Source organism: Halomonas salipaludis (assembly GCF_002286975.1).
Classification (GTDB): domain Bacteria; phylum Pseudomonadota; class Gammaproteobacteria; order Pseudomonadales; family Halomonadaceae; genus Franzmannia; species Franzmannia salipaludis.
The window spans coordinates 241919-262474 of the sequence record NZ_NSKB01000005.1 but is presented as its reverse complement, the minus strand read 5'-3'; the positions used below and the strand labels follow the sequence as shown (position 1 = coordinate 262474).

The 20556-nt window shown below is 54.6% G+C and carries 25 protein-coding genes and 1 pseudogene; 8 read left to right on the top strand and 18 right to left on the bottom strand.

The features are described from left to right. Nucleotides 1–209: 209 nt before the first annotated feature. A complete protein-coding gene (locus CK498_RS14375) occupies nucleotides 210–665 on the bottom strand; it encodes an Sbal_3080 family lipoprotein (protein WP_095621553.1) in 456 nt (151 codons plus the stop codon). A 172-nt stretch (nucleotides 666–837) separates the two neighbouring features. On the opposite strand from CK498_RS14375, the gene CK498_RS14370 reads away from it, so the two are divergent. The 4 genes from CK498_RS14370 to CK498_RS14355 all read left to right on the top strand — a co-directional run bounded on the left by CK498_RS14370 (nucleotide 838) and on the right by CK498_RS14355 (nucleotide 2491). After that, nucleotides 838–1491 (top strand): WD40 repeat domain-containing protein, encoded by a 654-nt coding sequence (locus tag CK498_RS14370; RefSeq protein ID WP_229359080.1) that lies wholly within the window; start codon nucleotides 838–840, stop codon nucleotides 1489–1491. Between the two features lie 16 nt (nucleotides 1492–1507). After that, a complete protein-coding gene (locus CK498_RS14365; RefSeq protein ID WP_095621552.1) occupies nucleotides 1508–1873 on the top strand; it encodes a hypothetical protein in 366 nt (121 codons plus the stop codon). After that, nucleotides 1874–2059 (top strand): DUF1289 domain-containing protein, encoded by a 186-nt coding sequence (locus tag CK498_RS14360; RefSeq protein ID WP_095621551.1) that lies wholly within the window; start codon nucleotides 1874–1876, stop codon nucleotides 2057–2059. Between the two features lie 132 nt (nucleotides 2060–2191). Continuing rightward, nucleotides 2192–2491: a hypothetical protein gene (locus tag CK498_RS14355; protein ID WP_141246956.1), complete on the top strand. Its 300-nt coding sequence runs from the start codon at nucleotides 2192–2194 to the stop codon at nucleotides 2489–2491. Nucleotides 2492–2628: 137 nt separating this feature from the next. On the opposite strand, the gene CK498_RS14350 is transcribed toward CK498_RS14355, so the two are convergent. The 5 genes from CK498_RS14350 to CK498_RS14320 all read right to left on the bottom strand — a co-directional run bounded on the left by CK498_RS14350 (nucleotide 2629) and on the right by CK498_RS14320 (nucleotide 7527). Further along, nucleotides 2629–3111, bottom strand: coding sequence for a GNAT family N-acetyltransferase (locus CK498_RS14350; RefSeq protein ID WP_095621549.1), 483 nt, complete (start codon nucleotides 3109–3111; stop codon nucleotides 2629–2631). 19 nt (nucleotides 3112–3130) lie between these two features. Next, nucleotides 3131–3745, bottom strand: coding sequence for a LysE family translocator (locus tag CK498_RS14345; RefSeq protein ID WP_095621548.1), 615 nt, complete (start codon nucleotides 3743–3745; stop codon nucleotides 3131–3133). 592 nt (nucleotides 3746–4337) lie between these two features. Then, entirely contained in the window at nucleotides 4338–5531 is a 1194-nt protein-coding gene (locus tag CK498_RS14330) for an amino acid aminotransferase (protein ID WP_095621547.1), read from the bottom strand. Nucleotides 5532–5617: 86 nt separating this feature from the next. Then, nucleotides 5618–6628 carry a 4-hydroxy-2-oxovalerate aldolase gene (dmpG, locus tag CK498_RS14325; protein ID WP_095621546.1) on the bottom strand — a complete coding sequence of 337 codons (1011 nt, stop codon included), beginning with the start codon at nucleotides 6626–6628 and terminating at the stop codon, nucleotides 5618–5620. Continuing rightward, the gene (locus CK498_RS14320) at nucleotides 6625–7527 is read right to left on the bottom strand and encodes an acetaldehyde dehydrogenase (acetylating) (RefSeq protein ID WP_095621545.1); all 903 of its coding nucleotides are present in this window, start codon (nucleotides 7525–7527) and stop codon (nucleotides 6625–6627) included. Before CK498_RS14320 ends, dmpG begins: the two co-directional genes overlap by 4 nt. 438 nt (nucleotides 7528–7965) lie before the next feature. Here CK498_RS14320 and phnD point away from each other — a divergent pair, with 438 nt between their 5' ends. Continuing rightward, complete coding sequence (gene phnD, locus CK498_RS14315) at nucleotides 7966–8925, top strand: phosphate/phosphite/phosphonate ABC transporter substrate-binding protein (protein ID WP_095621544.1); 960 nt, start codon at nucleotides 7966–7968, stop codon at nucleotides 8923–8925. A 315-nt stretch (nucleotides 8926–9240) separates the two neighbouring features. Further along, nucleotides 9241–9864 carry a homoserine/homoserine lactone efflux protein gene (gene rhtB / locus CK498_RS14310; RefSeq protein WP_095621543.1) on the top strand — a complete coding sequence of 208 codons (624 nt, stop codon included), beginning with the start codon at nucleotides 9241–9243 and terminating at the stop codon, nucleotides 9862–9864. 278 nt (nucleotides 9865–10142) lie between these two features. Here rhtB and CK498_RS14300 read toward each other — a convergent pair whose 3' ends face one another. The 7 genes from CK498_RS14300 to CK498_RS25805 all read right to left on the bottom strand — a co-directional run bounded on the left by CK498_RS14300 (nucleotide 10143) and on the right by CK498_RS25805 (nucleotide 13654). Beyond that, complete coding sequence (locus CK498_RS14300; protein ID WP_095621542.1) at nucleotides 10143–10562, bottom strand: type II toxin-antitoxin system VapC family toxin; 420 nt, start codon at nucleotides 10560–10562, stop codon at nucleotides 10143–10145. Further along, nucleotides 10559–10789, bottom strand: coding sequence for a type II toxin-antitoxin system VapB family antitoxin (gene vapB, locus CK498_RS14295; RefSeq protein WP_095621541.1), 231 nt, complete (start codon nucleotides 10787–10789; stop codon nucleotides 10559–10561). The genes CK498_RS14300 and vapB overlap by 4 nt, the downstream gene beginning before the upstream one ends. A gap of 127 nt (nucleotides 10790–10916) precedes the next feature. Then, nucleotides 10917–11672, bottom strand: a complete 756-nt coding sequence (locus tag CK498_RS14290; protein ID WP_095621540.1) for a TIGR01458 family HAD-type hydrolase — start codon at nucleotides 11670–11672, stop codon at nucleotides 10917–10919. A 90-nt stretch (nucleotides 11673–11762) separates the two neighbouring features. Beyond that, nucleotides 11763–12314, bottom strand: a complete 552-nt coding sequence (locus CK498_RS14285) for a hypothetical protein (protein ID WP_095621539.1) — start codon at nucleotides 12312–12314, stop codon at nucleotides 11763–11765. Nucleotides 12315–12536: 222 nt separating this feature from the next. After that, a complete protein-coding gene (locus CK498_RS25810; RefSeq protein ID WP_141246955.1) occupies nucleotides 12537–12950 on the bottom strand; it encodes a hypothetical protein in 414 nt (137 codons plus the stop codon). An 85-nt stretch (nucleotides 12951–13035) separates the two neighbouring features. Continuing rightward, on the bottom strand, nucleotides 13036–13200 hold the full coding sequence (locus CK498_RS26885) for a zinc-ribbon domain-containing protein (protein WP_407645855.1): 165 nt from the start codon (nucleotides 13198–13200) through the stop codon (nucleotides 13036–13038). A gap of 259 nt (nucleotides 13201–13459) precedes the next feature. Next, complete coding sequence (locus CK498_RS25805; protein WP_141246954.1) at nucleotides 13460–13654, bottom strand: hypothetical protein; 195 nt, start codon at nucleotides 13652–13654, stop codon at nucleotides 13460–13462. A gap of 421 nt (nucleotides 13655–14075) precedes the next feature. On the opposite strand from CK498_RS25805, the pseudogene CK498_RS14280 reads away from it, so the two are divergent. Continuing rightward, nucleotides 14076–14570, top strand: a pseudogene (locus CK498_RS14280) (HD domain-containing protein); the annotation flags it as partial. Between the two features lie 80 nt (nucleotides 14571–14650). Here the strand turns inward: CK498_RS14280 and CK498_RS14275 are convergent. After that, entirely contained in the window at nucleotides 14651–15499 is an 849-nt protein-coding gene (locus tag CK498_RS14275; RefSeq protein WP_095621537.1) for a hypothetical protein, read from the bottom strand. Nucleotides 15500–15635: 136 nt separating this feature from the next. On the opposite strand from CK498_RS14275, the gene CK498_RS14270 reads away from it, so the two are divergent. Beyond that, nucleotides 15636–16214 (top strand): hypothetical protein, encoded by a 579-nt coding sequence (locus tag CK498_RS14270; protein ID WP_095621536.1) that lies wholly within the window; start codon nucleotides 15636–15638, stop codon nucleotides 16212–16214. Between the two features lie 77 nt (nucleotides 16215–16291). Here CK498_RS14270 and CK498_RS14265 read toward each other — a convergent pair whose 3' ends face one another. From CK498_RS14265 to CK498_RS14250, 4 genes are read right to left on the bottom strand one after another with little or no spacing between them, the layout of a single operon-like run. Further along, nucleotides 16292–17230 (bottom strand): cupin domain-containing protein, encoded by a 939-nt coding sequence (locus tag CK498_RS14265; RefSeq protein WP_095621535.1) that lies wholly within the window; start codon nucleotides 17228–17230, stop codon nucleotides 16292–16294. Beyond that, nucleotides 17227–18516, bottom strand: coding sequence for a Zn-dependent hydrolase (locus CK498_RS14260; protein WP_095621534.1), 1290 nt, complete (start codon nucleotides 18514–18516; stop codon nucleotides 17227–17229). The genes CK498_RS14265 and CK498_RS14260 overlap by 4 nt, the downstream gene beginning before the upstream one ends. Then, nucleotides 18513–19406, bottom strand: a complete 894-nt coding sequence (locus tag CK498_RS14255) for an alpha/beta fold hydrolase (protein ID WP_095621533.1) — start codon at nucleotides 19404–19406, stop codon at nucleotides 18513–18515. Before CK498_RS14255 ends, CK498_RS14260 begins: the two co-directional genes overlap by 4 nt. A 22-nt stretch (nucleotides 19407–19428) precedes the next feature. Continuing rightward, nucleotides 19429–20556, bottom strand: coding sequence for a pyridoxal phosphate-dependent aminotransferase (locus CK498_RS14250; protein WP_095621773.1), 1128 nt, complete (start codon nucleotides 20554–20556; stop codon nucleotides 19429–19431).

Below are 20556 nucleotides of genomic sequence, written 5' to 3'. Positions count from 1 at the left end.
ACCTAGGCTGTTACGCCAGCGCTACGGCGTCAGCGCCAGCCGGGAAGCGAAGCTGATCCGACGTGTCGTTGACTGCTCGCCAGACGCCTTCAGCCACGTCAGCCGGCTTCGTCACCTCAGGGACCTTGGCGAAGCCGGAGAACACAGTGTGAGCGGATCGCAGCCGTTTACGCTGGCGATGTGGAACTGGCCCGAATCACGTATTACATTCAGCCGATGTTGCTTCTGAATATTGATGCCATTTTTATGTTCAACAGCTGATCTACCAGCTCTCGGATTTTGGATTCGGCATCAATGAATTTATTCATATTTCCACCGCCACGCCTGGAATCGTAAATCGCCTCACCGTCGAGGTTTCCGTTGCGATATATCTTGATTTCGGCATACGACATGTACAATGCCAGGTCCCATGACCAGTTGGCAGTGTACCGGGCCACCCATTCACAGGAAGCTGCCACGGCCGATTCATCAACTATCTCGTAGGCGATATTCTTGTGATCCAGCGTCGATGAAAACTCCGCCAGGAAGCCCTCACGCACCGCTGGGTTCTCGACGATACACAGCCGATGCCCGCTGTCGATCTGCACAGGCTCCACCTTCTGATGAATGGTACAGCCGGACACCAGCAAGGCTACAGCCAATAGAATTACCGCCTTCATCTTCATCCTTTCTCCAAAATTGTCGTTTCTCTATTCATCGATGTCATCAGAAAGACATTTCCCTAACGCACCTGAAGCACCGTACTCATGGCAGGAAATCCTTCCCATGGCGTTATCGGCAACGACGTCTTTCGCTTTAATTAGGTGCTACAGGCATGGCCCCTGACATCAAGGGCCGATGAGCAACTGTCGCAAGCGACCAAAGCGGTGGTCGGCGTATGTGCTCGCAGCTAACCACCTCTGCTTCTCGCCGGACAGCTACCGGATCGCGGTGGCACACTATGGCGGCGTGACCTTATGCGCCACCCGCTCCGCCGACGCTACGCCGGTGCCGCTGGCATGCCCGGGCTCGCACCTGTCGGTGACGTGGAGCCCCAACGCACGCTTCGTGCTCTCAGCCATGCAGGAAGATTGCCTTCGTGGCTGGCGGCTGGAAGATAATGACGACCTCGTTATGAGCGGCTACGCCACCAAGGTAACATCCTGGTCGTGGTTCAATGGCGGGCGCTACCTGGCCACCAGCGGCTCGAACTGCGCCCCCTGCTGGCCATTCAAAGGCCGCAAGGGCCCCAGAGCATGCGCCCCGGAGACGCCCGGCGACAACCAGAGTGCACTGGTCACGGCCGTGGCGGGGGATCCAGCACACCCCATTCTCGGGATCGGCTACGATGACGGCCAGGTCACCGTGGCTGACATTCAGAGCGGCCAGGAAGTCATCATCAAACCGCCGGGAGACGGCGCCGTCACGAGCATGGCCTGGTCGCCCAATAGCGCCTGGCTCGCCTTCGGCACCGACAAGGGCTTCACGGGACTGTTTCCCGTATCTGGCTAACCGCACAGGAGACGCAATGATCGCCAAGCGCGAACGCAGCAAGTTGGAGCGCCGATTGAGCGCTGCGCTGACCCACGCCTGTGAGCAGGCCAAGCCCCAACTGCCCGGCTTTTGCTGGCTAACCCACGAGGTCGATTACCAGCGCTTTCCCGAGAGCCTGGTGGTCACCTGGGTGTTCGATACCCACCCCCACCTGGCGAATGCGCTCAAGGGCGAGGCGCGACGCTGCATCAATGACCTGACCGCCGAGGCGCTGGCCGATGCCGGCGTCGATGTCGGCGACGCCGCCAAGCACCTCGACCTCGACAGCGAAGAGGCATGCCAGCGGGAACACGGCGGCGACTGGCAGCGGCGGCTACGCACCAAGCCGACGAGGCACTGAATGGCCAACAAAATCGAAAGCCCGTGTGTCTCGATATGCCAACTGAAAGGCGATCTGTGTGTCGGCTGCGGCCGCACGGTTGAGGAGATACGCCAGTGGAAATCCATGAAGCGGCCGGAGAAGATGAGAACAGTGAAGCGCGCCGATGAGCGCCTGAAGAAGCTCCCGCCCCCGGCAGGCCGATAGCAGAACAGAAGGGTGGGTCAGCGCACCGACACGGGCCCTAGAATAGGGTAGCGTGGGCTTACTCTACGTCCCGATGATTTTCATGAACCATCACCGGGTCGAAGCCCGAAGTAGCCAGGAGTACCAGACGCAATGTCGAATAACCCGATGAACATGATGTTCGCATGGATGAAGATCGCATCTTCCTACAACCAGATGATGCTTTCTGCCGGTGAAGTGATCGTCCGCCGCACCATGATGATGGCCAGCGGCACCATGAGCGTGCCCGATGCCATGAGCATGATGATGGAGAAAGACACGATCTACGCCACCGCGAGCGAACGTGCGGCAGTCGCCATGGCCAGCGGCGCCGATCCCGCCAGGATAACCGCCGCGGCGCTCAAGCCCTACAGCACCAAGACCCATTCAAACGTGCGCAAGCTGCGCGGCTGAACGGAGCCAGTCCTCCAACGCCAATCGCTAGCAGAGGGCCAGAAACGCAAAACCGCCCCCCGGAGTGATCCGGCAGTGGCGGTTTTTCTGTTTTGGGCCTGGCATGCTAACGCATGGGAACAGTCGCTGAATGACGGTTACGTTGTTGCCAGCGGCTCAGCCAGCACCATCTCCATGCGCACCAGGGCCCCCTCTCTGCCCACCAAGTGAAAACCGTGGCGCTGATACAGGCGTACCGCCGCACTGTCGTGAAACGCTCGCAGCCGTAGATGCCGGCAACCATTGGCCAAGGCAAGCGCCGTGACCCGCTGCAAACACCAGCGGCCCAGCCCCTGCCGTTGCCGGCAAGGTGCTATCTGCAGGTCACGCAGATAGCAGGCGGGAGGCTCGAGATAGAGGCGTAGCACCCCCAGCCAGCTGTCTCCCGCGCGTATCAGATAATTCTGCGTCTCGCTCCAGTACCGAGCGAAATGGGCATCGTCCCAGACCAGGCCATGGCGGCGGTAGTCGGCCTGCATGTTGTCGCGGGTCAGCCGCCGGGCATAGTCGAAGAACGCGCTATTTTCGGAAGCGGCACCGATGCACTGCAAGGTTGCGGGGGCATGTGGCGAGTGGCACATGGGCAGCGCGCCCTCCTCCTCAAGGCCGCCGCATGGCGGCGACCAGGGCACTCGCCCCGATCAGGCTGCCGGCACCGGTGCGGTGCAGGATGCGGCGCAGCCGGGCGCTCAGCATCCGGCCGCCACTGGTGGCCAGGAAGGTGAAGGCGAGATCGCTGAGCACGCCGAGGGCCAGAAACGTCGAGAACAGGATGGCCAACTGCGGCAACAAGGGCTGGCTGGGTGCCACGAACTGCGGCATGAAGGCCATGAAGAAAGCCAGGCTCTTGGGATTCAGTGCCGTGACCAAAAACGCCTTGGCGGTGCCGAGACGAATATCCGTCCCCGTAGGCTGCAGTTCGCCCAGCTGACCGGCCTCGCGCCACATCTTGATGCCCAGGTAGAGCAGGTAAGCAGCCCCGAGCCATTTGAAGAGCTGGAACAGTTCGGCAGAGGCCATCAGCAGCGCACCGACCCCGGCGAACGACAGGGTCATGGCCAGCAAATCCCCCAGGAAGAAGCCGGGAAGCATCGCCAGGGCGGCGCGTCGCCCGCGGTTGACCCCGGTAGCGACCAGCAGCGCCACGGCAGGGCCGGGCGAAGCGATGATCAACAGCGAGGCCAAGCAGAAGGAGAGCCACAGTTCCAGCGGCATAACGTGTTCCTCAAGTGAGCATACCGGTGACGTTCAGCACATGCTTACTAAAGCATTTCCGTCGCCAGCTGTAAAAGCAACACGGCCAGCACCGGCAACCGCTTCATGGTCGACGTGGAGCGCGGCAAACCGACCCTGCAACTGCAAAAGGGTTTGAACGTGCTGGACCTGGTGAGGCTCGAGCGAGTGTCTGACGCTCGGCTGTAACACCATGAGGAAACGACTATGACCACCAAAGAAAAGGTTGCACGACGCAGGCTCAGTCTACTATCAAACCTTCGACTCCGAGGGGTTGATCGACAAGCTTCGTGGGCCACGGGGCCCCCCCCCCCCAAGCCCATTAACGGAGAGATCGAAGCGGCCATTCTCGAGCACAACCTAGCCTTCCCTACCCACGGCCCTGTTCGCGTGGCTCAAGAGCTAGCCCTAAGTGGCATCCAGGTTAGCTCCACGGGGGATGTGTCAGGTGATTACTATCACTGTGCACTTTATCTAAGTCATTAACGACTCCTAATCCGAAGGGCTAACTTATGTCCACATGATGAATGCACTGTGATACAAAACAATTTTTATGAATTCTGTCACCCCCCCCTTATTTGCCCAGCAATGTCTTTATCGATGAAACAACATAGCCAACATTATTGTTATTTACCCCTGATAAATTTATCCTCCCCGAATCCAGCATATATATACAGAATACCTCCCTTAACATGCCTACATCTTCTCTACCAACTGGAATCAATGAAAACAATCCCACACCACTGCAGACGTTTCTAAAAGTATCATCACACCCTTGCATGCGAGCCTCATTAATTAGCACCTTCCTTGCAGCTTTAATTTTAATCGACATAAGATTTAATTCTCCTACCCACATCCTCTTTAGATCAGGCGACGACAGTATTTCGCTCACAATTAATGCACCATGTATAGCTGGACTGGAGATACTTACTCTAGCCAGCCTGGCTAGATGGAGCTTGGCCTTTACACAGCTATCGCGGCTCTTACCTAGGACTACAAGAGCTCCAACCCTATCTCGATAAAGCCCAAAACTTTTGGAGCAAGAATACGCAACAAGCATCTCATCTAGATGATCAGAGAACAGCTCCACGCAGTAAACATCATCGCACAAATCATTTGCCAGACCATGATAAGCCATATCAATTACTGGAAATAGACCTCTTTCCTTTACAACTTCCAGCACAGCACCCCATTGATATTTTGAAAGATCAAAACCAGTAGGATTATGCCCGCAGCCGTGCAAAACAACCACATCACCTTCTGGAATTTTTCTAATACTTTCCAGCATCACTGGAAAGTTCAAATCACCTCCAATTTCTTGATAGGGGTAGTAAGAAACCTGCATCCCTACATGTGAAAAAATATCTATATGATTCCCCCATGTCGGGTCGCTAACCCAGACCCCTTTCTTAGGGTTTATCTGTTTAAGAAACTCTGCCGCAAGCCTAATCGCTCCTGTTCCACCTATAGTTTGAATAGACAAAACCCTTCCATATTCAATTAAGTTACTCCTTGCCCTGAAAAGCAGCCAGGAGATCACATCACAAAACCCATCAAGGCCACTTGAACCTTTATAGACTTTATCGACAGCCCTATCAACAATAGAACTTTCTGCTATCCTCACTGACTCCATGACAGGAGTATTCCCATTTTTATCTTTATAAAGACCTATTCCCAGATCAATCTTCCTGGGATTAGTATCACTCATGAAGTGCTCGCTAAGAGTTAAGATTGGGTCAGGATGAGTCATCTCAAGGCTTTCAAACATAAAATACCTCTCAATAGAACTAGAATAAAAGCCGTGTCCCGCATAGTTGAGCCACGGCTTAAAGATAAAGTAATATATCTACTCCCTTATACGACTCCTTTGGCCATCTTACTTGCTTCTTCTAAGATTATATCTTCTTGGCTAGCAACCAACTTTCTAGAAGCAAGCCTTTCACACAGATCAAAGATATCAACACCGAAGTCAGACGAGACTTTCTGGACATACGTCCCGTAGCCAGTAAACAGCCCATGCATCCCTGTCATAATGTTTATTGCCTTTATATCAGGAACACTGCTTATTATATTACTTTCAGCGTACAAGGATAGATTGACAAGGTCCTTGAACTTAACATTCATCTCGTATCCATATCTTTCAAATACAGCGACTACAGCCTCCAACTGCGTGTTTCCTGAACCCGCCCCAAAGCCCTTTATTGTGGCATCAATTATCTCTGCGCCAGACTCTACCGCCGCAATTGAGTTTGCGACAGCAAGGCCAAGGTTATTATGAGCATGATAGGCAATAGTAATTCCGAGGTTTTCGTGCAAAACTGAGACTTTTTCACTGACAACATCAGGGGTCGAGTAGCCAGCACTGTCCATGAGGACAATGCCATCCGCCCCTGCGGCTTTCATTCCTGAGGCTTCTTTTAGGAGTCTTTCGGCATCAGCCATGTGAGACATGATGAGAACGCCATACACCATCTTACCCTTCGCTTTAAGATACTGTATCGGCCTATAAGTTATATTGCTTTCCGTGCAGTGGCTAGCAATTCGAAAAACATCCACACCAATTTCAATGGCCATATCCAGGTCAGAGTGCTTACCCACCCCCGGAACAAAGTGGATACCCAGTTTGGATGTCTTACAATTTTCTCTAGCAACAGACAACATGGTTTCATCATCTACTTTGGCAACACCAAATGCACTGGATGACGCTCCAAGGCCATATCCGTGACCAACCTCTACGATATCTAACCCAGCTCGATCTGCCCCTTTACAGTAGTTAGCTATCTGCTCAACATTAAGCTGATGCTTAACCGCGTGATTGCCATCTCTCAGAGAGCAATCGCTAAGAGAAATGTGTTTATGTTTCATACCAACCCCTCCTCAATGGTCACTGCTCTTGAGCCAAAAGCACTCACCTTTGACTTAAACTTTGCGACGGCTATTGCAGCAGAGTTGATAATATCTAGATTCCCCGAATACTCAGGAAGATAATCGCCACTGCCATACACCTGAACAGCTAAAGTCACACTCCCGGAGTCAACTAATGGCTCTAGCACCAGATTGTAGCCTGGAACATATTCCTTAACCTTCTTCACCACATTGTTGACATTGTTTTCCAACCTTTCAATATCGACCTTTTCACAGCGAGCATATAGCGTAGTTTGCATACACACTTGAGGAACTGCTGGATTTATATTCAATATAGCTTTTGACGCCTCAGCATCGGTAAATTTTTTGAGTGCAAATTCTGTGGTTTCAACATATTCATTGAGATTCTCCCTAGTTGCGATCCCTGCACTGTCAGATGATATGCTAGAGATCACCTCGACATACATAACTTTTTCACAGGAGTTCTTTAATGCATATGCCAGTGGCAAGCTTGCTTGCCCACCACAAGTGATTAAATTTATATTCCTTGAATCTTTCAATGATTCCATATTTATAACGGGGACGCAGAGCTCACCGATCTTGGCTGGCGTAAGATCAACAACAAACTTATTATGTTTAGAGAAAACTCTATCATGCTCTACGTGTGAATTTGCCGAAGTCGCATCAAAAACGATATCAAATTCTTCAATATTATCTTCAAGGTAGGAAATTCCTTCGCTTGATGTCGCAACCCCCCTCAGCATTGCCTCTTTCATGCCTGGGCTATCGCTTCTTCGCCCTACGACAAAGCGTAGATCCAACCCTTTGGAACTGATTGTTTTGCACATCAAATCCATCCCAATACTGCCGGTACCAATTATAGCCACTCTATTTGACATATCCTCACCCTCCTAAGGAAGCTATGGAAGAAAAACCACCTACTTCTGGAAGATCAAGCATGTCCCCATTACATTAACCCCGCGTTTCACTATTGCTTCAGTGACGTTGACAGTTCAACCTGAATACCACAACCCCACCGCGTGGCCCTTTCATCAAGGCCGAGTGTGTCACCTTCTTCCTTTTCCCGAAGTGCCGAAATGCTTTCCAACCGCATGTTTTCTTCTAAAAAACATAACTCTAGCAGGTCTTCCCACAGCACCACTGAAATACATTTCATGCCCATGACACAGAAAGCAAATTTTAGCGCCAATGGGCTTCAGAAAATAGAAGCTAATGAAACAAAATCTTATTCATAACGACATACTACCGTAATCTATTACATACAAAATCCACGCCTCACTCTAGTAAAATTCTTAACTGTTATAATTGAGGTTAACATGCTTAGAGCATATCGAAAGACAGCAACAACCAGTCTGCTTGGACTTTTAGCTGCACTGTCGCTTCAGGCCAACGCCGAGCTCTCAGAACGTTATACTGATGCCGATGGGGACATGATTGCCGACATCCCGCCCGATGAGAGTCAATGGGCAGATCCTGACACTCTGGTCTTCGCCTATACTCCCGTCGAAGATCCTGCTGTTTACGCTAATGTCTGGTCCGATTTTCTCGATCACCTGAGCCAAGTGACTGGGAAAGATATCCAGTTCTTCCCTGTCCAATCCAACGCCGCCCAGCAGGAGGCGCTACGCGCCGGCCGACTGCATGTGGCCGGATTCAACACTGGCGGTGTGCCTCTAGCGGTTAACTGCGGCGGGTTCCGCCCCTTTGCCATGATGGCAGGCGAGGACGGTAGCTTCGGCTACGAAATGGAAATCATCACCTACCCGGGAAGCGGCATCAGCTCTGTAGAAGACCTAGCCGGGAGAGAGCTCGCATTTACCTCTCAGACATCCAATTCTGGATTTAGGGCTCCGTCGGCAATCATTAAATCTGAGTTCGGACTGGAAGCTGGCGTTGACTTCGACACACCCTTCGCTGGCACTCATGAGAACTCGATCCTGGGGGTCATTCATCAAGATTACGAAGCCGCAGCAATCGCCAACTCAGTTATCACGCGCATGAAAGCAAGGGGGGTGATTAGCGAGGATGACTACGAAGTCATTTATACCTCTGACACCTTCCCCACGACTCCCTACGGCACCTCTCATAACTTGCATCCTGAACTACAGGAAAGGGTCAAAGAAGCCTTCTTTAGCTTCGACTGGGAAGGCACACAGTTGCAAGCAGAATTTTCCAACAATGGAGAAAGCCAGTTCATTCCTATCGATTACGCCGATCGCTGGGAGATTATCCGTACCATCGCCGAGGCGAATGGCGTGACCTACGACTGCGATTAATCCGCGATCTAACTGCCAATCCATTGATCCTGCACGGGCCAGGAGTGCCTCGCTCTCCAGGTCCGTGCGCATGCAAGAGAGCAGATTCTCACTAGGGTGATAGAAATTTTTCTACAACCTTCTCAGATCAAGAGAAAGGGGCAACAAACCAAGCTGCCACAGTTCCTTTCTCGCTACGATCTCCGAGCTGAATGAACACGAAGAACTGATACCAACAACATACTGACTCAATACTGTAATAGCAGTGCTGTTATAATCATCCCCTTCTGATTGACCGAGTGAATAAAGCAATTATTTTTTATAAGGGTGGCAACAATGAGCCTTGGTGTTTGGCTTACTTTTCTAATGGCTTCGTTTTTGGTGAGTGTATCTCCCGGGGCAGGAGCTATCAATACGATGAACAGTGGAATTAACAATGGCGTTAAATCCACCTTCCCAACTATCTTGGGCTTGCAACTTGGGTATGGTATACAGATACTAGCAGTTGCTATTGGGATTGGGACAGTCTTAGCATCCTCCACCACAATGTTCTCATTTATTAAGTGGATGGGAGTTGCATATCTCATTTGGCTAGGCGTTCAGAAGTGGAGATCACCTGACTCCTTGAGCAACATCAATAGTGAAGAGAATACAAAGAAGAAGCAGTTCTGGCAATCTGCTTTCGTCAACCTAACTAACCCTAAAGCCACGGTATTTCTGGTCGCTCTTTTCCCCCAGTTCCTGTCCAACAGCAGTACGTCATCTTATATGAATCAGCTCCTTCTAATGGGCGGAACACTCCTCGCTGTAGATATAATCGTCATGCTCTGCTATGCAGCATTGGCTAGCCAGCTAAAGCGATTTGTCAACTCCACATCAAGAATGAAACTTATGAATCGCGCATTTGGGTCATTTTTTATACTCGCCGCTATTATGCTTGCAGCTTACAAGAAGACTTGACCTCATGAAGCCAGCATGCGAAGGAGAGTGGCGCAGCTCTGCTTGCTGCCAAGATTCAAGCTATTACGGGCCCGTAGGCTGAATATTAATAGCTCTTAGACTACCAGTAAGCGTTCGGGCATCACCGCCGCCGCCTGTAAAAGCAACACGGCCAGCACCGGCAACCGCTTCATGGTCGACGTGGAGCGCGGCAAACCGACCCTGCAACTGCAAAAGGGTTTGAACGTGCTGGACCTGGTGAGGCTCAAGGTCGTCGTGCGGCGCAAGGGTAGCAGCCGTCATGAATAATGACACCAGTCTTCGTAAACTAACGCTTTAACACGGCCGAATTCACGAACGTTGTTGGTCACCAACGTACAGCCAGAGGCAATTGCGTGTCCTGCTATCGCTGTGTCGTTAGGTCCGATGGGCCTCCCAACGCTGGTCAGGTCGCCCATGACCTCCACCGTCGCATCCACTGCTGACTGATCCCACGCCAATACGGCATCAAGACGCCTCACGAACTCATCGACCAATATCTTGTGCTTGGCTGATGCCTTCTTGCCGAGCTGACCATAACGCATCTCGGCGTAGGTGATGGCAGAAACGACGATCCGATTGCCCTTCTCAACTTCAGTGGTCAAGCGCTGGATCACCGATGCTGGGTGCTCACGCATGATGAATGAGCAGATGCATGTATCGAGCATGTAGGTCGTCACAGATGAAACCTATCTTCATCGCCCACGACTGTTGGTCGTTCTTGCAGGAAGTCGTCGTCAGCTTTCGGCAAGTCATGCAGAGATGCCCAGGAAGGCCGAACAGGGCGAAGGGTGATCACATCTCCCTCCCTCGTGATTTCCAGCTCCCCAATGCCTTCATAGGCCATGTCGGCGGGCAGTCGGACTGCCTGATTCTTGCCGTTCTTGAATATTGACACAGTACGCATTTCTCTCACCCCATGCATATGCTTTGCATATGGTACTATAGTAGCCGCGCCATGCATATGCAACACATATGCATGCAGTGAATCAGATGGCATTTCCGTGACATAACCATGGCAGCCACCAGTGCGGCTAGCGCGTGTCCAGCAGCGCATCGACCAGATCGGCCAGGCTTGCCTCACAGCGCGCCTGGGGCGCCCGGGCTTCGTCCCCCGGGCGATACTTGCCCGAGCGGATCAGGCAGGCCTGCAGGCCAATATCCATGGCGGCGACCACATCGCACTCCACATCGTCGCCCACCATCAACGCCTCATCGGGTGCCACGCCGACCTCGTCGAGCACGGCATCAAAGAAGTCGCCGGAGGGTTTACCCAGCACTTTGGCCTCGATGCCGGCGGCGTACTCCAGGGCACGCACGAAGGGCCCCGCGTCCAGGTGCAGGGCGCCCGCCTGGCGAAAGTAGCGATTGCTGCCCACGGCGAGCAACGGCACCCCCTCCAGCAACAGCTGGAAGGCCGCGTCGAGGTGGGCATAGTCCAGCCGCTGCTCGGCATCGCCGAGCACTACCGCGTTGGGGTTATCGCGGGGCAGGTCGGTAAACTCGGGCTCGAGCCGCTCATGGACCAGTAGATAGGGGCGCAGCCCGCTGCGCTCGAGATAGCGACGGATCGCCCCCGGCGCGGTGAAGACCTGCTCAGGGGCCGGGGCGAAACCCAGCCGCTGCAGCTCATCACGCATCGCCGCCGAGGTCTTGCGCGAGGTGTTGGTCAGAAAGCGCAGCGCCAGGCCGCTGGACTGCAACCGCGCCACCGCATCCACGGCGCCGGGCAGGGCCTCGCCGTCCTCGGTCAGCACGCCACTGATATCGAGCAATACCGCCTTCAGCATCACCGTCTCCCCCTTAGCGACTCCGCAGGATTGACTCTATTGATGCCCGAGAGCCCCGCGCTGTCAAACTAGGCCCAACGGCTTATGAGCTCAGCGATCCGCAGCGTCATCCCGCTCGCTTCTCTCGGATGCCGATGAGGCCGACGTCGTGACATTGCTGATCAGTTGCGGCACGAAACGCTCCGAAAAGCCCGCCACGAACGACCAGAACAGCAGCTTGGCCAGGTCCGGCCCGGAACTGGGGGAGGTTTCCCGGAAGATCCTGAGCATGTACTGGTTACCCGTCTGCCAAGGGCGCTCTTCTGGGAAGGAAAAATCAGGAAAGAGATCACCAGAAACGATGCCGGAGAGGAACACCAAGTAGAGCACCAGTGCGAAGACACCACCGAAGATCGGCACCAGCAGAATCTGAAACCATGAGGCGTCCAGCAACGCGAGCTCTTCATCGGTGACGTTGTTCAAACGCTGCTGAATGCTGACGAAACCGCCAATGATGCCGCACAGCGGCACCGCCCAGGTCACCATAAACCGCTTATCGAAGAAAAAAGTCAGCGCGAAGATACCGCCTAGCACGGCAACCGCGATGGTCGTCATCACGATCAGGCGCTTGGTGATGGAATGGATATGCCGGATGCGCTCCATGGTGTGGCCCCTGCCCCCTGATCACCCGGCGGCTGCCTGCTTCCAAGGCAACCCCGCGAGCATGATCCTCAATCTGGATAACGGCCTCCCTTCCTCTATTCACGATAGCCGACCTCCCCGCCACTCACCATCCAGTAGTGGCATTTCAATTACTGAGCGGCCAAATTTTGCAGAAGGAAGGCTGTGCTTGGTCATTGAGACCGACCACATTGGACGCCAAAACTAAATCTTCTTTACCAAGATAGCGCGAAATATATTAACGCGATTCCAAAACATCCAGCTTCCAATCCCGCCAGTGAAATATGCAAGTACATCAATTATGTCAGCAGTGCCCCTGTCAAAATAGTAAGGTCCAACAAACTCGAATCCAATTGACCAAATAATTAGGGGAGGAATCATCTCCTTAAGCTGTGGAGGAATATCCACTTTTCTAGCGCCACAAACCTTTGTTATAAACAACATGATAGGAAATACAACCGCAGGAAAAAGAATATCGTTTAAATAACTATCAAAGAACTCAATGCCTTTTTTTAAATGGACTGGAACCAGCCATTTATTTAAAATATAAATAGCCAGAGCAGACAAAAAAAGCCGATCAAGCATATATTTAAAGCGAATCTCAGTTCTATCTAGCATCACTAGACCCATCAGCGAGAACAATTAAACCATCTTGCATATACAGCCCATTTATTCGACTATTATAAAACTGAGCTCTAGTGCACTATAGCAGCATTAAGAACACAAAACCCATAATCACTACTGTTAGTATATAAATTATAATCATAGTCCATGGGCTAGTGCTTGGGCTTGGACGTCCACAATGTGGACATTGCCGAGCAGTAGTAGAAACTTCTTTTTCACAGCTTCTGCATTTCGCTAAACTCATATTAATTATCCTTGTTCGCTTGAGCATATTTTTGACGACATTCAGTCACTCTTATATGGACGGCAGATACTGAATTGATTCTGGCCGCGTTGACATAACATCCCCCCAGCTCTTTAGTCACCACTATAATATCCTATATAGGTGCCGCCGCCTTTGGAGAAGACATGGCTTTCACTATATTTCGCACTATCAAGCACTACTCCTTTATCGTTCCGGAACTACTTCACTCTCCACGGTCATTTGCTTTTCAGATGTTTATTTATAGCTCTGTCATGACAAAATACCCACCATCCCAAATAGTATAGGCGGCATCTTCTTTTGCTTTTATAACTGTCAGGCCTGGGCCCATCCAAGCCGAATCGCAGTTTATTTCTACTAAGGAGCTCTCGATTTCAAGAGTTGCTAATGACACCCTATGTGTTGCCATGAAATCATTATCTGAAACCTCTTGCATGTCGCCCCCAGAACAAATTTATTTGTTTTTTATTTGAATCCCTACATTAAACGCTAGCAGCTTTTTTAACGGCCAGGATAATTTTTTTACGGCCAAGAAGTGCAAAATCAGAGACGACTGATATATAGAGAATATTTTCCTTTGCTAAACAGGATATTACCATTGCTTCTCATCTCAAGGCATGAGAATTTTAATTATATAATGTTGATGAAATTGGGTTATTTGGCCCTATTAATAGAATCTCGCTTAAATAAAAAAGACTACATAAATCATGCGACACCTATCTTGCGGCTAGCGGAGGAATTTGTCCTTACCCCGGCTTCTTCCGAGGCCATCGACCTGCTAGAGGAGTGGCAGGCTAGCGACGACCCGATGAAGAACTCGATGGTGGAAGAGATGCTGGAGATGCAACGCCGCCCACCAAGCCGTGGGGCAGCGACGCAAATACACTGGCGAGCCCTACTGGCATCACCCGGTAGCCGTCGCAGAAACCGTGTCAGCCGTGGAGACGGCGACAGCGGAGATGATTGCCGCCGCCCACCTACACGACGTGCTCGAGGATACCGCCGTGACGGCGCAGGACATCGAGGAGTGCGTCGGCCAGCGCGTCGCCGTCCTGGTCCAGGAACTGACGGATCAATTCATCGATCTGGAGATCGGCAACCGCGCTCACCGCAAGGCGCTGGAGCGCAACAGGCTGGCTCAGGTCTCCCCTGAAGCGCAGACCATCAAGTACGCCGACCTGATCGACAACACCATCAGTATCGTCGCGCGGAACCGCGGTTTCGCCCGCGTCTACCTGGCCGAGAAGCGCCAACTGCTGGAAGTGATGGCAGCGGGTGACCAGGGACTGAGGCGCCAGGCATGGCGCGTGTTGGAGGAAGGCGAGGCAAAGATTCGCGGCGTTGCGAACTAAACAACGACAGCCACCCGGCAAGAAGCGCTGCAGAAGGCCAACCCACTCAGCCTGGAATTACCAAACGGTAAAGGCTCCTGCTACTCAACGCGCACGAACTTTCCGTCAGTGAACTGCAATACCAGATCTTCTCCGGATCTGGAGTTCAGTATCTTGCTGCTAAGCTTGCGGCTGTCCTCCGGCACGGTAACCAGGTCCTTTTCGCTCAGGCCACTAAAAGTGATTACCTGCGCCTCCGGGTCATAGCTGAAATAATCGAGGTAGGCAGCAGGTTCATCATTGTCGTACACGGTGGCTTCAAGCAAGGGGTGCCGTTCCTCAAAAGCCGGATAGTCCAGCACCAGTTCATCGCCATCAAAGCCAATGACTAGGAAAGGAAGATACGCGGGGAACTGGGTACCCGAGTTGACACCGAGCAGCAGATACAGCTCCTGATTTGGGGAGCTTAGCTTGTGAATCTCGTAGAAATCAGCCTTGGCACCCTGGGTGTGCTCATTCGGCCATTCACCCTCGGTGCTGTAGAGCGGCTGAGCCGCCCAGCTGCCATCTGCCCGGCGCCACTGAATGATGGGGTAGACTTCCGGACTGTAGGCCACCTTGTCGGCGAAGCGCTCGCTATTGAAGCGAACCGGTTGATAGTTATTCCTGTGCCAAAGGGTCGCCAGACCGATTCGCCTGTCCCCATCCTCCCAAGTCACAACATGCACGTTTTGCTGGGCGCGGCCGGAAAGAGCGTCATACACCGCTTCTAGCGGCTCCTGCTGCAGACGCTCAATCAGCGCATCGGTGATCTCCTCTGCAAGGGTCTGCTGAGCTGGAAACGCGTGCTTCTCCGCCATCTGCTCAATCAAGGCATCGATATCCGCCTGCGCGCTCGCGGTACTCGTGAGAAGAACCGCGAGAAAAAACAGTTTGGCTCCGTGCATCATTCGATTTTGTCCATTAGCATCTTGTGGAACACTATGATGCCACAGCCAGGCTCCGACGAAACACTGAAGTATTAATGCTGCCGATCCATGCCGCAGGCGAGTGCCTTTGTCTGGAATCAAGGAGGACACGTAACAAATGATCAAGAAGCTACTTCTCGGACTGCTGCTCATAACGATGATAGTGGGCTGTACCAATCAATCAGACAAGCTTCACACCGATCTACTGGAAGGCAGCGACCCCGAGATAAAGATCATCTTGGTGGACGAAAACTACTTCTTTGATCTGCGCTGGTCCGACGAAGATAAATTCAACGAAGTCGTCGCAGAGCTCAAGGAACGCGAAGGTCTTTCCGACGACATGGACTTTTTCTTCAGCCAATTCTTCGCCTCTATCCCCTTTTACGGAGAGGCATGGAGCGAGCACTTTGCCGACAGGCTGCTGTTCTATGTCGAAGGCAGCAGGCACATTTCTCTGATGCATTTCAGCGCAGTGATCGACGAACAGGGCCGGAGAATCAATGTCGGCCACCAGCAGCTCCCTAGCAATCACACTCTTGAAATCCACCTTCTTCAAGACAAATCCCAGATCGAAGGCGACCTGAGGGTGATGTTCCTGAGAGCGGAAGATCGCCCCTCGCGGGTCATTGAATTCACCATCCCCAGCTCCGCTCTGCCCCGCCATGCAAGCGATCAGGACGGCGCCCGGAAGCCCTGAGTCAAACGCCCAGAGCACAACCACGAAGCCACTTGAGCCACCGTATCATTGCGGAGTGAGTACTTCATACAGCAGATTCACTCCAGGAAACGAAATTCCATGGTCCGAGCATGGTAGTGCAAACCACCGTCCTGGACGATCAGGAACAGCGCCTTGGCATCGCCTTCGTTATGGTGGCTATGAGCGGCTCCCGGCGGCGTGACCATGGTTGTCCAGGGTGTCCAATCACAACGCTCACCGTCGACCATCGAGTAGCATCCTTCCCCCTGCAAGATCAAGGTGATCGCCGCCGAGTTGTGGCGATGGGCACGCTGATGACAGCCAGGTTGCAGGGTATTCAGTGACAGTGTCAGCGATGGCATGACATTACGTTGTGCCTCGAGGCTCGCAGTAGAGAAGATCACTGCTGCCCCCGAGGTAACGGCATCGCTACCCAACGACTCGAGCAATGTCAGTTGCCGATCGATCTCCTCGGCAGCGTAATGCACCGGTGCCGATAACCGCTCGCCATCGGGCAGCAATCCCTCGAACGCTAGTAGTGGATCGTTACCGACCACCCAAAGCAGTGCCCCACGCTTTCCCGCGTGCAGCATCACCCTTCCCGCACCGGGTAACAGCATCACGTCACCGTCTGCCCAATCCCAGCCCTCGGCCGCACAGGTGCACTCCCCCGCCCCTTCGATGACATAAACCAGCAGGCCGCTGGCCGGCCAGTCCAGAGCCACGCTCGTGTCCATGGCGAAGCGCTGATAACGTGCCAGCATTAGCGGGGTGGTGGCAGCCATGGACGCGGCCATCGTCCGTGACTGGTCGCACAGCAGCGTGGCACTGTCCCGTCCTTGCAACGCGGCCTCAGCCTGCTCTTTAAAGCTCCTGGCCGCCACTGCTGGCAACTTGATGTTGAAGGCATTGCCGGAGTTGAAGAAACGTCCTCGGCGCTGAACCTCCCCCTTGGGAGCACAGGGATACTGTACGGGCATCTCGGCCATAGGCATGGCGGTAGTGGATTCGTTCATGACAGGCTCCTGGGGTTCGCGGTGACATTGGAGAGCCCAGCAACCTCAGGAGAGGTCAGCAACGCCACGACCGTGTCCAGTAGCACATTGGCACCGGCAGTGACGTGTTCGGGTTCCGCCCATTCGTGTTCCGCATGGCTAACGCCATCGCGGCACGGGATAAAGATCATTGCCGCAGGGCAGTGTTTGGCGAGATGCCGCGCATCGTGACCAGCGGCCGACAGTAGGCACGTCGAGGGATAGCCGCGACGTGCGGCAGACGCAGCGATAAGCTGCTGCAAGGCTGGGTCGAAGACATTCGAGGGCGCATCAACCAACGGCTCGACACTCACCGCGCAGGGCGACGCGGCATCCTTCATCAACGCCACCAGGCGAGCTCCTAGCAACGCCAATGTGCGGTTGCACGGGTGGCGCAGATCGATGCTAAAAGTGACTCGCTCTGGCACCACAGACGGCGCATTGGGCTCGACCAGTATCCAGCCGATGGTGAACTTGACCTCCGCGTCGTATCCGCCGATTTCCTCGTGTAGCAGGCTGGCAAGTCGGGTGAATACCGCCAGGGCATCGCGTCGCTCGCGCATCACCTGGGTGCCGGCATGTCCCTGCTCACCCAGCACCGAGATACGGTACGTACGCTTGCCCTGTATGCCAGTGACCGTGCCAATGGTGAGCCGCTCGCGCTCGAGCAATGGCCCTTGTTCGATATGCGGCTCCACATAGGCATGCACGGCGAAGCCGGGGGCGATACGCGGCACGTCAGAAAAGGCCGCTAACTGCTCATCCAGCGCCGCCCCGACACTGATGCCCGTCGCGTCGCGTACCTGGCGGATCTCCTCCAGCCCACGTGCCCCGACGAACGCCTCTGATCCCATCATGCCTGGAGCGAAGCGCGAGCCCTCCTCGTTCATCCAAGCTACGGCGATGACATCGCGGGAACGCTTCGGCATCTGGCTCGATAGCGTCTCCAAGACCTCCACCGCGGCCAGCACGCCATATACTCCGTCGAAGCGTCCGCCTCGCGGCTGGCTATCCAGATGGCTACCGATAAGGATCGGAGCTAACTCGCCCCCTGCCTCACCGCGCAGACGCAGGAACAGGTTACCGGCGTCATCGATGAACGGCTGGACTCCGCTCTCCGCCGCCCAGTCAATCAGCTTGCGCCAGGCATGCCACTCTTCCTCGCTCAAGGCCTGGCGATCAACGCCGCCACCGGGCGTGGCACCGATCTCAGCCATCTCCATCAGTCGCCGCCAGAGCCTTCCGCCCTCAACGCCGGGTAACGTCATGCTGCCCCCTCCTCACCGGTACGCATGATCTGCCCCGGCAGCGCCCGAGGGTCGCGACACTCCCAGCGCCCCGCCTCGACCTGAACCAGGAACTCGCCGAGCAGCGCGTTGAACAGCGCGGGCTCTTCGAGATTCAGGGTGTGGCCGGTCTTGGGCAGGATTGCCAAGCCGCAAGCGGGCAGGGTCTTCTTGAGAAAGATCCCAGGCTGTAGGCAGTGGTCGTCCTCATCGCCTACCATGACCAGGGTCGGGCAGTACATCTCGGCCAGCTGTTCGCTCATATCCACGAAGGAGGGACGCCTGGCCTGCACGCCACGCATGGTCAGCGCCGCGCCCAGGTCGGAGTGGGTGCCCAGGCGCTCCGCGAACTCGCGCCAGCCGCGCGGATCCTTGTTCTGGAACTGCACACGGCTGGCGCCTTCGGCATAGACCGGCGCGAACGCCTCGGCGCCGAGGCGTTCGAAGTTGTCCGCCACAGCAAGCGATACCTCGCGGAAATACTGCTCATGCTCTTTCTCACAACCGTAGCCGGCACCCGCCACGGTTAGCGATAGCACCCGCTCCGGGGCCAACAGCCCCAGGTGCAGGGCGGTGAAACCACCCATCGACAAGCCAACCACATGGGCCTTGTCGATACCCAATCCATCGAGTACCGCCAAGGCGTCTTGGGCGGCGATCGCCTGCGAATATGCCTCCAGATCGCTGGGCACATCGGAGGGCGGATAGCCTCTGGCGGCATATGAGATGCAACGGTGGCGCCGGCTGAAACCGCGCATCTGCGGCTCCCAGCTGGCATGGTTGCCTCCGAATTCATGAATGAAGAGTATCGGCGTGCCAACCCCGACCTCCTCGACATATAGCGTGATGCTGTCATGGGTAACGACTTGCATGGCAAAGCTCCATGGTCAGGGGTCAGAACTGAGGGCCGACATCGGTGACACCCCGCGCGGCATCGACCAGCGCAGGCAGCAGATCGCAGAATTGGATCGCCCATGATTCAGGCACCGAGGTGCTGACCTTGATGAAGCGCTCACCGAAGCGTGCCGTATGGTAGCTGCCCTGGCGGATCATGATGCCCTCGCGACGGTAAAGCTCGACCAGCGCCTCCGGGGCGATGCCTGCAGCGCTAGTCTCTATGACCAGGAAGTTGCCGTGGGAGGGCCACACCAACAGTCGCAGTTCAGGAATTCGTTCGACGCACTCACGGATCCTCTGTTTGTTGGCGGCATCGATACACCGTACTTGGGCCATCCACTCCTGCTTGACACCCAGGCCGGCTAGCGCGGCGCGCTGGGCCACGACACTGGCACCAAGCACGCTGGCGCTGCGTGTGGCGAATTCCTCGACCAATCGCGGCGTGGCAACCAGTGCTCCCAGGCGCAGGCCGGCCAACCCCAGCCACTTGGAAAAGCTTATCGTCACCACACAGTGCTCGGCATCGATGGCCACTGCCGGCGTGTGGCCGGCGGCGAAGTCGCGATAAGTGCAATCGTGGACCAATAGCGCATTGCACTCGCGAGCGATGGCCACGAAGCGCTCCAACTCACCGCGTTCATAGCGCGTGCCCATCGGGTTGTTGGGATCGACTACGTAGATGATACGGGTGCGCTCATCGACTGCCCGCTCCAGATCCACCGCACTTAGCTTGCCATCGTCGTCGAAGATGGGGAGTTGGATGACCTCGGCGCCACGCCGCTCGGCGAACTGGCACGGCCATTTCCAGGTCGGGTCGGTAGTGACGAACGTTGTGCCGGGGGTGCAGCGGGCCTCGCAGATCAGTGCCAAGGCATTGACACCACCTTCGGTCACCAGCGCCTCTAGCCCCGGTACGTTCAGGTCGGCGACGATGGCCTCGCGCAGCGCTTCGAATCCCAAGGGCGGCGCATAGGCGTTGTACTCCTCACTGTCGATGGAAGCCAGCATAGCGGCCTTCACCTGCGGGTGAGCCGGAATGTGGTTGGTGTTCTGTCCCATCCAGATCCGTTCGCGATCGGCGAACAGGGTGTCGAAATAGCGGTTGCGAGCTGACAAGTCGCTCAT